The 11,428-nt window shown below is 60.9% G+C and carries 10 protein-coding genes and 1 pseudogene; 6 read left to right on the forward strand and 5 right to left on the reverse strand.

Annotated features, from left to right (window positions below; translation table 11 throughout):
- From J0I64_RS19530 to J0I64_RS19550, 5 genes are all read left to right on the forward strand, one after another.
- Nucleotides 1-625 (forward strand): transporter substrate-binding domain-containing protein (locus J0I64_RS19530; protein WP_291411391.1); only part of this gene is annotated, 625 nt, incomplete at its 5' end.
- Between the two features lie 108 nt (nucleotides 626-733).
- The gene (locus tag J0I64_RS19535) at nucleotides 734-2,272 is read left to right on the forward strand and encodes an ABC transporter permease subunit (protein ID WP_291411392.1); all 1,539 of its coding nucleotides are present in this window, start codon (nucleotides 734-736) and stop codon (nucleotides 2,270-2,272) included.
- Nucleotides 2,273-2,282: 10 nt separating this feature from the next.
- Nucleotides 2,283-3,410 carry an amino acid ABC transporter permease gene (locus tag J0I64_RS19540; protein WP_291411395.1) on the forward strand — a complete coding sequence of 376 codons (1,128 nt, stop codon included), beginning with the start codon at nucleotides 2,283-2,285 and terminating at the stop codon, nucleotides 3,408-3,410.
- Nucleotides 3,411-3,414: 4 nt separating this feature from the next.
- A complete protein-coding gene (locus J0I64_RS19545; RefSeq protein WP_291411396.1) occupies nucleotides 3,415-4,215 on the forward strand; it encodes an amino acid ABC transporter ATP-binding protein in 801 nt (266 codons plus the stop codon).
- Between the two features lie 93 nt (nucleotides 4,216-4,308).
- Nucleotides 4,309-5,334 (forward strand): amino acid ABC transporter substrate-binding protein, encoded by a 1,026-nt coding sequence (locus J0I64_RS19550; protein ID WP_291411398.1) that lies wholly within the window; start codon nucleotides 4,309-4,311, stop codon nucleotides 5,332-5,334.
- Here J0I64_RS19550 and J0I64_RS19555 read toward each other — a convergent pair.
- Together J0I64_RS19555 and cls are read right to left on the reverse strand one after the other, a co-directional pair.
- Nucleotides 5,331-6,044 (reverse strand): alanyl-tRNA editing protein, encoded by a 714-nt coding sequence (locus J0I64_RS19555; RefSeq protein ID WP_291411400.1) that lies wholly within the window; start codon nucleotides 6,042-6,044, stop codon nucleotides 5,331-5,333. The two genes, J0I64_RS19550 and J0I64_RS19555, sit on opposite strands and share 4 nt — an antisense overlap.
- 8 nt (nucleotides 6,045-6,052) lie before the next feature.
- The gene (gene cls, locus J0I64_RS19560; protein ID WP_291411402.1) at nucleotides 6,053-7,504 is read right to left on the reverse strand and encodes a cardiolipin synthase; all 1,452 of its coding nucleotides are present in this window, start codon (nucleotides 7,502-7,504) and stop codon (nucleotides 6,053-6,055) included.
- 233 nt (nucleotides 7,505-7,737) lie between these two features.
- On the opposite strand from cls, the pseudogene J0I64_RS19565 reads away from it, so the two are divergent.
- A pseudogene (locus J0I64_RS19565) lies at nucleotides 7,738-7,896 on the forward strand (glyoxalase superfamily protein); the annotation flags it as partial.
- Between the two features lie 555 nt (nucleotides 7,897-8,451).
- Here J0I64_RS19565 and J0I64_RS19570 read toward each other — a convergent pair.
- From J0I64_RS19570 to J0I64_RS19580, 3 genes are all read right to left on the reverse strand, one after another.
- A complete protein-coding gene (locus tag J0I64_RS19570; RefSeq protein WP_291411404.1) occupies nucleotides 8,452-9,501 on the reverse strand; it encodes a cysteine synthase A in 1,050 nt (349 codons plus the stop codon).
- Nucleotides 9,502-9,653: 152 nt separating this feature from the next.
- Nucleotides 9,654-11,066: a deoxyribodipyrimidine photo-lyase gene (locus J0I64_RS19575; protein WP_291411406.1), complete on the reverse strand. Its 1,413-nt coding sequence runs from the start codon at nucleotides 11,064-11,066 to the stop codon at nucleotides 9,654-9,656.
- 49 nt (nucleotides 11,067-11,115) lie between these two features.
- Nucleotides 11,116-11,428 (reverse strand): SRPBCC domain-containing protein (locus J0I64_RS19580; protein WP_291411408.1); only part of this gene is annotated, 313 nt, incomplete at its 5' end.

Below are 11,428 nucleotides of genomic sequence, written 5' to 3' on the forward strand. Positions count from 1 at the left end.
CAAGGAAGACGGTATCGACTCTGCTCTCGATCTGAGCGGCGCGGCCATCTGTATCGAATCCGGCACCACCACCGAGCTCAACGCGGCCGACTACTTTGCTGCCAACAGCATGGAGTTCAAGACCGTGGTCTTCGTCGACCAGGACGAGGTGGTGAAGGCCTATGAAGACGGCCGTTGCGACGTCTACACGACCGACTCTTCGGCCCTGGCTGCGGAACGTTCCAAGTTCGCCAATCCGGATGACCATATCATCCTGCCCGAAATCATCTCCAAGGAGCCGCTTGGCCCCGTGGTTCGTGCCGGCGATACCCAGTGGTTCAACCTTGCTCGCTGGACCTATTTTGCCCTGCTCGAAGCAGAGGAACTCGGCGTGACGTCGGCTAATGTCGACGAGATGCTTGGTTCCGACAATCCGGCCGTCAAGCGCCTCCTCGGCGTCGAAGGTGATTTCGGTACCCCGCTCGGCGTCACCAAGGACTGGGCCTACCAGATCATCAAGCATGTCGGGAACTACGCCGAAAGCTATGATCGCAATGTCGGGCCCGCCACGCCCATCGGGCTGGAACGCGGCCTGAATGCCCTTTGGAAAGACGGCGGCATCCAGTACGCCCCGCCGATCCGCTAAGTCGAACGAATTGAGCCGGCGCCCCAAAAGGGCGCCGGTCTTTTTGTTCCGTCACCTGTGGCGTCTTTGCTGGCGTACAGGGGTTATTGCGGCCAAGGACTGTAACCTATGACAATTCGCGAATTGGGGCGCGACACCGCCCCCCGCATGAGCTTTTTCAACGATCCGGTGATCCGCGGCATCATCTACCAGGTCGTGGTAGCCGCGCTGCTCCTCGCCTTCGTCTACTGGGTAATCGGCAATACTGCGGCCAACCTGGCCGCCCAAAAGAAGACGAACGGCTTCGATTTTCTCTGGAAGACAGCCGGTTTCGACATCAGTTTCGCGCTCATGCCATGGTCCCGCGCCTCCTATTATTGGGAAGCACTGGTCGTGGGCATCACCAACACCCTTCTGGTTGCCTTCATCGGCGTCGTCTTTGCGACCATGCTGGGCTTCACCATCGGCATCGCCCGTCTATCCAGCAACTTCATCATTGCCAGGCTGGCAGCGGTCTACATCGAAACCATTCGGAACATCCCGCTGCTTCTGCAATTGTTCTTCTGGTATTTCGCTGTTCTCAAAACCATGCCGTCAGTGCGTCAGTCGATCGCCTTGCCGTTTGACGCCTTCATAAATCAGCGCGGTATTATGGTTCCGCGTCCGACCCCGGATCAGGAGTTTGCCTGGGTTATGGTCGCCTTAGTGGGGGCCTTGATCGTCGCAGTGGCCATCGGTGGATGGGCCGCCCGCGTTCGTACGCGTACTGGACGATATCCGTCGCAGATCGTTTGGCCCAGCAAGGTTGCCGATGCTGTGGTGACCTTCCTCGTCGCTTTCCTTGCCCTGGCGCTGCTGCTGGGCTTGGTATTCCCCATCGCGAGCTTCGTCGTCGTCTCTGCCGTCATAGCCGCTGCTGTCGCATTGGGTTCGCTTACCCGTTATGCCGCGATCGCCAAGGGTGCTGTCACGTTTTTCGTGAGTTTCGTCCTGTTCAATGCTCTGCTCGGCTTCATGTTCGGTTGGGTGCCATCGCTGGTGGTCTCTCTCGTCAGCGCCCTGACCGCCCTCGTCGTCGCCCAGGTGGTTTATGCCAATACCGCCAATCGACCGCCGAGCGATGCACGCTTCCCGCTGGCTTTGCTGGTGCTGATCATCGTGGGCGTGCCGGCATTGGTTTATTGGGCTACCGACGCCAGCCTGGCGTTTGAGGTGCCGGTGCTGGAGCGCTTCAATTTCAAGGGCGGATTGCAGCTCCCACCCGAATTCATCGCGCTGGCCTTTGGCCTGACGATCTACACGGCTTCGTTCATCGCCGAGACGGTCAGGGCCGGTATTCTGGCCGTCAATCGCGGACAGACCGAGGCGGCTCAGTCTCTTGGCCTCAAAGACGGGGATCGTCTGCGCTTGGTGATTGTACCGCAGGCCATGCGGGTCATCGTGCCGCCTCTGACAAGCCAGTATCTCAATCTCACCAAGAACTCGTCGCTCGGTGCGGCCATTGGTTATCCAGAGCTGTTCAACGTGTTTGGAGGAACGTCTATCAGTCAGAGCGGCCGCGCGATTGAATGCATGGCGATAATCATGGTGGTCTATCTTACGTTTTCGCTGATCACCTCGGCGATCATGAACTGGTACAACGGCCGTGTCCGGCTGGTAGAGCGGTAGGAGAGCGCAAATGACCAATATTGCCTACGTCCGCTCCGATTTTTCCGAAGCCCGTGCGGCCCCGCGCAGCACGACAGGTGTTGGAGCCTGGCTGCACAAAAATCTCTTCGCCACGTCGACCGACGCGGTACTAACCCTGTTGGGGGCACTCTTCCTGCTCTGGGTGCTGCCGCCGCTCGTAAACTTTCTCTTCATCCATGCCGTTGGGATCAACGGTACGGTAGAAGAGTGTCGCCTCGAGACGTCAGGTGCCTGTTGGGCCTATGTCTGGTCGGAGATGGAGTTTTTTATCTACGGCTTCTACGACATTCCAGAAGTCTGGCGTCCCAACATCGTCTTTGCGCTGGGTGCGCTTCTGCTAGTGCCCTTGCTGATCCCTCGCGTGCCGTTCAAGCGGGCAAACGCGCTCCTGCTGCTTATCGCCTTCCCGGTGATCAGTTACTACCTGCTCGCGGGGGGCGCCTTCGGCCTCAAGCCGATGCCGACAGAAAAGTGGGGTGGCTTGCTGGTCACCCTGATCATCTCGGCGGTGGGCATCATCGTCTCCTTTCCGCTGGGCATCATCCTGGCGTTGGGGCGGCAATCGAAGATGCCCGTGATCAAGGTCCTCTGTATCGCATTCATCGAGTTGATCCGTGCCGTGCCATTGATCACCATTCTCTTCATGGCCTCGATCATGCTGCCACTGTTCATGCCGCAGGGCACGACAGTGGATAAGCTGCTCAGGGCGCTCGTGGGCGTCACGCTGTTTAGTGCCGCCTACGTGGCGGAGATCGTACGCGGTGGTCTTCAAGCTATCCCGCGCGGGCAATACGAAGCGGCGGCGTCGCTTGGTCTCAGCTATTGGAAACAGATGTACTTCATCATCTTGCCCCAGGCGCTGAAGCACGTAATCCCTGGTATTGTTAACAACGCGATTGCGCTCTTCAAGGATACCTCGCTGGTTTACATCGTGGGTATGAAGGACCTGCTCGAAGCGGTGAAGACCAAGAACGACACTGCCCTCGAATGGCAGTCTGCCAATACCCCGACCACCGGCTACATCTTCGCCGCCATGGTCTTCTGGAGCTTCTGCTTCAGCATGTCTCGCTACTCCATGTACATGGAGCGACGCCTTAACACTGGCTACAAGAGGTAGCTCCATGTCCCAGGTATCCGAAACCACCGTCGAACGGGAAATCGACACCAGCCACATGCAGGTCTCCGAGACCGAAGTCGCCATCGACGTCGTCAACATGCACAAGTGGTATGGCGATTTTCATGTGCTGCGCGACATCAACCTGCGCGTCATGACGGGCGAGCGTATCGTCATTGCCGGGCCTTCGGGCTCAGGCAAGTCGACGCTTATCCGCTGCATCAACAGGCTCGAAGAGCATCAGGAAGGCCAGATCATCGTCAATGGCACTGAACTCACGGCCGACCTCAAGCGCATCGATGAAGTGCGCCGCGAGGTAGGCATGGTGTTCCAGCACTTCAACCTCTTCCCCCACTTGACGATCCTGCAGAACCTGACCCTCGCCCCGATCTGGGTGCGCGGCATTCCCAAGGCTGAGGCCGAGGCGACCGCCATGCACTATCTCGAGCGCGTGAAAATCCCGGAGCAGGCCAACAAATATCCCGGTCAGCTTTCCGGCGGTCAGCAGCAGCGCGTCGCTATTGCGCGTTCACTCTGCATGCAGCCCAAGATCATGCTTTTCGACGAGCCCACCTCGGCGCTCGATCCGGAAATGGTCAAGGAAGTGCTCGAAGTCATGATCAGCCTCGCCGAGGATGGCATGACCATGATCTGCGTGACCCACGAGATGGGCTTTGCCCGTCAGGTCGCCAACCGGGTGATCTTCATGGACCAGGGGCAGATCATCGAAGAGAACGAGCCGGAAGCATTTTTCTCGAACCCGCAGCATGAACGCACAAAACTTTTCCTGAGCCAGATTTTGCACTGAGAACTTCATTTGATATCCACGGGTCCAAGCTGAGACCGGCTTGACCCGTGGCTTTTGCCTGCCACAATGCCGCTCGGTTGGAAGAAGGCCGGCATGTTCATATCCCGCGTAAAGCCATTGCTGCTCGTGCTGGCGCTAGCCTGCACGGCCCTCGTCAGTTCTGTGCAGGCGCAGACGCTTGATGCCGTGCGTGAGCGCGGCTTCCTCGTTTGCGGCTCCAGCAATCCGCTGGCTGGCTTTGCCCAGCAGGATGCCAATGGCCGCTGGTCCGGCTTCGACGTCGATCTCTGCCGTGCGCTTGCCGCCGCCGTTTTCGGCAATCCCGACCTCATCGAATTCCGCGCCTTCCGCGGCGAAGCGCGCTTTGCGCCCCTTCAAACCGGGGCCGTCGATGTGCTGATGCGCAACGGCGCCTGGACCGCCGGCCGCGATCTTCGCTATGGCGCCCGCTACGTCACTCCGAGTTTCTTTGACGGCCAGGGCTTTCTCGTTCCCCAGTCGCTTAGCGTCGTTTCCGCCTACGAACTCAACAATGTCAGCATCTGCGTCGTCGATGGTTCAGGCGCGGTGGAAGCGCTCGACGACTTCTTTTTTTCCAATCAGACCAGCTATACCGACGTGGTCTATGAGGACATCGCCGACCTGATTGTCGCCTATCGCGCCCATATGTGCGACGTCATTTCCGCCTCGGGCCGTCAGTTGCAGGCCATCCGGCGCGAACTGGCCGATCCCTCCCAGCACCGCATCCTGCCCGAGCGTATTTCCAAGGAAACGCTGGGCCCGGTCGTCCCCGGTGGCGATGACCAGTGGTTCGAGATCGTCCGCTGGACCATCTTTGCCCTGATCACCGCCGAGGAAGTCGGCGTCACGAGCCTCAATATCGATTCCCTCGCCGCCGCCCGCTCGGCCGATGTCCGGCGTCTCCTCGGCGTCGAAGGCGACTTCGGCACACCGCTCGGCCTCCGCGCCAGTTTTATGACCGATGCCATCCGCGCCGTCGGCAACTATGGCGAACTCTACGACCGCCATTTCGGCCCTCAGACGGGTGCAGCCATGCTGCGCGGTCAGAATGCCCTCTGGAGCAATGGCGGCCTGCTTTATGCGCCGCCCATCCGCTAGGCGAAGTGCAGGCTGACGCGCCGGTTCTGCTTGCCCTTCTTTTCGATCTTGCCGATCGCCAGAGGCCCGATTTCGCCGGTGCGCGCCACGTGCGTGCCGCCGCAGGGCTGCAGGTCGACATCGCCGATCCGTACGAGACGCACGCGCCCCTGACCCATAGGCGGCTTCACTTTCATGGTCTTGATCAGGTCGGCCTTGGCCAGCATTTCCTCGTCGGTGATCCACTCTGTCGTTACCGCATGGTCCGCCGAAACCATGACATTAAGCGCTGCGTCGAGCGCCGCGATGTCCTCGGGCACATCCGGCATGTCGAAATCGAGTCGCCCCTTGTCCTCGCCGATTGACCCGCCCGTGACGGGGAAGGGCAGGACCACAGAGAGCAGGTGCAGCGCGGTATGCATGCGCATAAGCCGATAGCGCCGCTCCCAGTCGACCTCGGCCGAAACCCGTGCCCCAACAGCAAGCGTCGGCTGCCCTTCCGCCGGCACATGCACGATCCGCATCTTGTCCCCCTCGGGATGGATGGCCGTCGCGATGGTGATGACGCTGCCATCCTCGGTCACCAGCCGGCCGCTATCTCCCGGCTGCCCGCCGGAGGTCGCATAGAACACCGTCTGGTTCAGCACGATGCCGCCATCAGGCAAAACCTCCGTCACCATGGCAGGGGTCGAGCGGAGATAGGCGTCGTCGCGGAACAGAAAGCTCGTCATGGCAAACTCTAGAGAACGGGGGAAAGCAGGCGCGCCGCCTGCGTCAGGAAGTAAAGCGTCACGGGTCGCGTCGAAACTTCGGCAAGGCTCACCTGGCGGCACGATTTGAAATCGTTGTCGAGCATGTCTTCGACGGCCTCGATGGTCTGGTTGTCCGTGAACCACAGGGTGATTTCGAAATTGATGGCAAAGGAGCGATTGTCGAAATTGACGCTGCCGACGGTGGCGATGTCCTCGTCCATCAGCACCACCTTCTGGTGCAGGAACCCGTCGGTATAGCGATAGACGGCAATGCCATGCTCCACCATGGCATCGGCGTGGGCGATGCTGGCGAGCCAGACCAGGGCGTGGTCCGGATTATCCGGCAGCATGATCCGCACATCGACGCCGCGCAGCCGCGCCGCAAACAGCGCCGTCCGGATATCGGTATCCGGCACGAAATAGGGGCTGACGATCCAGAGCCGCTTCCGCGCCCGTCCGATCAGATCGACAAAGGCAATGGCGCATTCTTCAAGCTTGTCCGCTGGGCCGCTGCCCATCACCAGCACGGACTGATCGCCCGGCGTGTCGATATCCTTGGGCGGCGTCGCCGGCAGCCGTTCGCCGGTTGCCCATTCCCAGTCTTCGCGGAAGAGCAGGGCGCAACCAAGCGCCGCCGGGCCCGAAACACGCACATGCGTATCGCGCCAGCGTCCGAACTTCGAATTCTCGCCGAGATATTCCACGCCCACATTGTGCCCGCCGACCCAGGCCTGCTTGCCGTCGGCAACGACAATTTTGCGGTGGTTGCGATAGTTGATCCGCGTCGGCCCATAGACGCGCAGGAACTTGTGACGCTGGTTGAACCCGGCCACCTTGACGCCAGCCTCGCGCATCTGCGTGCGGAAGCGCTTGGGCATGCCGGTGCTGCCGATATCGTCATAGAGCAGCCGAACCTCGACCCCGGCCCTCGCCTTGGCGATCAGGCGCTCGGCCAGCTGCTGCCCCAGGCGGTCATCGCGCACGATATAGAACTGCACGAGGAGATATTCCTCGGCCGCGTCGATCCCGGCGAAAATGGATTCGAACGTCGCCGCGCCATCGATCAGCAGTTCGACATCATTGCCCTTGAGAAACGGCAGCTCCGAAACCTGCACCTGCACCGGCCATTTGGCATCGGTCTCGCGGTCGATCAGCGCGAGGTCCTTGGCGCGCAGCGGCCGGTCGGCCCGACCGTTCTTGATTCGGTCGGTGGCGTAGTCGTCGAAAAACTTCCACCCGAAGATCAGGTAGAGAAACGCAGTGGGGAAGGGCAGCAGCGCCAGCGAGATGAGCCAGGCGATGGAGCCCTGCGAGGTCCGCGAATTGAAGATTTCCCGCACCGCACAAACAAAGGCGAGGAGATAGATGGCGGCCATGATGGCCGCGACCAGATGCAAGTCGGCGACTATGGCCTTCAGGATGTCGTCTAGGCCGAACACGGCGATCCTTCCATCATGTTGCAGGCAATCTATCAGTCTCGGCCGGTACGACAATACCGCGTTGACAGGTGTGGCTTGTGGGGTAGCATTGCAAGTGGCCCGTGCAGCCAGCCGCTCGCCCCCAATCGGGAAGGTGAATGCACGAGACGACAATTGGTTTGACCCATTTCTGCGGGCGAACCGTCAGCAATGCGAGCACTGACTTTGACGAGCCCGCCAGAGAGGATCAGACCATGCACACGTTCATGGACGCAAAACTCATGGCCAAGCTGCTCCGGCAGGCACTGGCCGAGCGCAGCATCGACATCACGCACAGCGACGGTCTCGAGCTTGTTTCCCGCCAGTTCGGCCTTGCGAACTGGAACATGCTCAGCGCCAGGATCGAGGCGGCCGAGCGTGCGATGAAGCCCCTGGTGATGCCCGAAGGCTGGACGGATGGCAGCGCCAATCACGACGGCTATTTTTCAATTGGGCTCGATCCCGCCCGACCGGGCTGCGCCATGATCCAGAGCACCCCGATGGCAAGCCACGCGCCGGCCAGCCATTTTGGTACGATGTCGCAGAGTGTTTCGGCTGAAGACTATAAGGGCGGCGCCGTTCGCCTCACCTGCGAACTTGCTTGCGAGCATCTGGATGGAGCCGGCACCATTTGGCTGCGCGTCGACGGCCAGCGCTCGGGCGCCCTGCGCTTCGACAATCTGCTGGATCAGCCCGGCGTGCCGATCAGCGGAACGCACGATTGGAAGCCGTTTTCGGTAGCGCTGGATGTCCCGGACGAGGCTGCCAGCATCCACTTTGGCTTCCTCATGCGTGGTCGAGGCACGCTTTGGGCGCGTGATTTCGCCGTCGAAAAGGTTGCGGCGACCAATGAGCCGGCCCGTCGCCGCGCCTATCGCAACGAGCGGCCGACCAATCTCGGCTTCGCTTGAAACCTCGGCGAGCCGGCCTCAGGCCGGCTCTGCCTCGATGATGTCAGAAATATCGATCGGGCGTTGATCCACCAGCCAGCTTGGCACTGGCAGGTTCTTGGTGCGCAGGAATTCCGGATTGAAGATCTTGCTGGCATAGCGGTTGCCGTAGTCGCAGAGCACCGTGACGATGGTCTTGCCTGGCCCGAGATCGCGCGCCATGCGCACCGCGCCTGCAATGTTGATCGCGCTCGAACCGCCGAGGCAAAGGCCTTCGTGTTCGAGCAAGTCAAAGATATAGGGCAGGGCCTCGGCATCGGAAATGCGATAGGGCAGGTCGACCTTGAGCCCTTCGAGATTGGCGGTGATCCGCCCCTGGCCGATGCCCTCGGTGATCGAATTGCCCTCCGACTTCAGCGTGCCATTGGCGTAATATTCGTAGAGCGATGCGCCTTCAGGGTCGGCAAGGCCGATCTTGATATCGGGATTGCGCGAGCGCAGCGCCTCGGCAACACCCGCCAGCGTACCGCCGGAACCGACCGCGGTGATAAATCCGTCGATCCGGCCATTGGTCTGATGCCAGATTTCGGGGCCGGTGGTCTCGATATGCGCACGCTTGTTCGAGACGTTGTCGAACTGGTTGGCCCAAACGGCGCCTTCCGGCAGTTCTCGATTGAGCTTTTCAGCCAGCCGCCCGGAAATCTTGATGTAATTGTTGGGGTTCTTGTACGGTTTGGCCGGAACTTCGATGAGCTGCGCACCATAAAGGCGCAGCGCATCCTTCTTTTCCTGGCTCTGCGTATCGGGAATGACGATCACCGATTTGAAGCCAAGCGAATTGGCGACGAGCGTCAGCCCAATGCCGGTATTGCCCGCCGTACCCTCTACGATCGTGCCACCGGGCTTCAGCGCACCCGACTTGACCAGATCATGGATGATGAACAGCGCCGCGCGGTCTTTCACCGATTGGCCGGGATTGAGAAACTCGGCCTTGCCCCAGATTTCGCATCCCGTCAGTGCCGAAACCCGATTGAGGCGGATAAGCGGCGTATTGCCGATGGCGGAAATGAGGTCGTCGTGCTTGGCCATGATCGTCCGGGGAGTGCGGTTGCTTAATCGCTAACGTATGGGTCAGGCCCGCCACGAACAAGTGTCAAACATCGACGGTAGCAGGACTTTCCGGTCTTTTGCCGCGCGACGAAACCCACCGCCAGAGATGCTCCAAAAGGCAGTTTCTTTTTCTAAAGTTCGCCCTGGCGCTCAAGCGCCCTTTGTCGCGATGCCTTGAGGTCGATCATCGGCTTAGGATAGGTCGTGCCCAGGGTGACGCCGGCCTTGCGCAACACGTCCTCGGGCGCACTGGCCGGGTCGTGCAGCCACTTGTCCGGCATCTGGGCCAGTTCCGGCACCCACTGGCGAACATAAAGGCCCGCCTCGTCAAAGCGCTCGCCCTGCGTCACCGGATTGAAAATCCGGAAATAGGGCGCGGCATCGAGCCCGCAACCCGCCACCCACTGCCAGCTCGCAGGATTATTGGCGACATCGGCATCGACGAGACAATCCCAGAACCAGCGCTCGCCATGCCGCCAGTCGACCAGCAGGTTCTTGGTGAGGAACGATGCGACCAGCATGCGCACCCGATTGTGCATGTAGCCGGTCTGCCAAAGTTCGCGCATGCCGGCATCGATGATCGGAATACCGGTTTGTCCCTTTTGCCACGCCGTCTCCGCCGCGCCGTCTGCATGCCAGCGCATACCGCCATATTTCTCCTGCATCGGAACGGTGGCGATATCCCGGCGGTGATAGAGCTGGTGATAGCTGAAGTCGCGCCAGGCAAGCTCGGAGAGAAACTTGTCGACGGCAGGCTTTACCTCCGGCTCCGCCTCGATGCGGGCCAGCGCCGCGTACCAGACTTGCCGCGCGCTAATCTCGCCAAACCGCAGATGCGGCGACAGTCGGGAGGTCACATCGCGCCCCGGAAAATCCCGTCCCTCGGGATAGTCCTCAAGCCGATCATCGAGAAAATCGTGCAGCGCCTGCTGCGCCGCGGCCTCGCCGATTTGCCACTGTCCGCCAAACTTGGCCGCCCAGTGCGGTGCCTTGTAGTCACCGTCCCAACCCCTGGCGGCGAGCTTGCCACCAGCGGCATCAGGCGCCGCCAAAGGCGCATCGATCCGGCAATCCCTCAGCGTCTTCCAATAGGGCGAAAACACCGAATACGACTTCCCCTGTCCGGTCGCGATCGTCCACGGCTCGGCAAGCAGGTTTCCCGGATAAGAAGTAACCGTCAGGCCCCGATCGCGCAGGTGGCTCTTGAGCGCCTGATCAATCTCGCGCTCGCCGGGCGCATAGCGCCGGTTCCAGTGAACCGAGCCCGCGCCCTCATCGGCTATGGCCTTCTCAAGCACCGACTGAGCCGCGCCACTGCGAACCAGCAAGGCAATTCCGGCCTTTGCCAGCGCCGGGCCAAGCGCTTCGAGACTGTGGTGCAGCCACCAGCGGGCCGCGGCACCGGGCACGCGCAGGCCCTCGGCGTTTTCGTGAATATAGAGAGCAACAACCCTGCCACCGTTCCGGCGGGCGCCCACAAGGGCAGGGTTGTCGCTGAGGCGAAGGTCATTGCGCAGCCACACAAGGCTGGTCGGCTGGTCCACGGTGCTGCTCCGGTGCTCTTCTATACTACGCCCGGAAACGGCGATCGGATCAGTCCAAAACCTCTTCCATCACCTCGGCCAGCTGCTCCAGCGCCGAACTCCAGGCTTCCATGGAGAAGATGCGCGTCTGCGGATCGGCATGCGGCAGGCCGCGTTCGATCAGGGTGATTTCCGTGTTGTCGTCGTCGATGGCGCGGAAGGTGATGTCGAGCACGAAAAGCAGCTCTTCATCGTTCTCTTCGTCGCGATGCACCCACGACATGACCAGCCTCTTGTCCTCGACATAGTCGAGAATTTCGCCCGTCACTTCATGGTCGGCTTCGTCATCGTCGTCGCCAAAAGTCACGAAGCGATATTCGCCG

This window comes from Devosia sp. (genome assembly GCF_017307565.1).
Classification (GTDB): Bacteria; Pseudomonadota; Alphaproteobacteria; order Rhizobiales; family Devosiaceae; genus Devosia.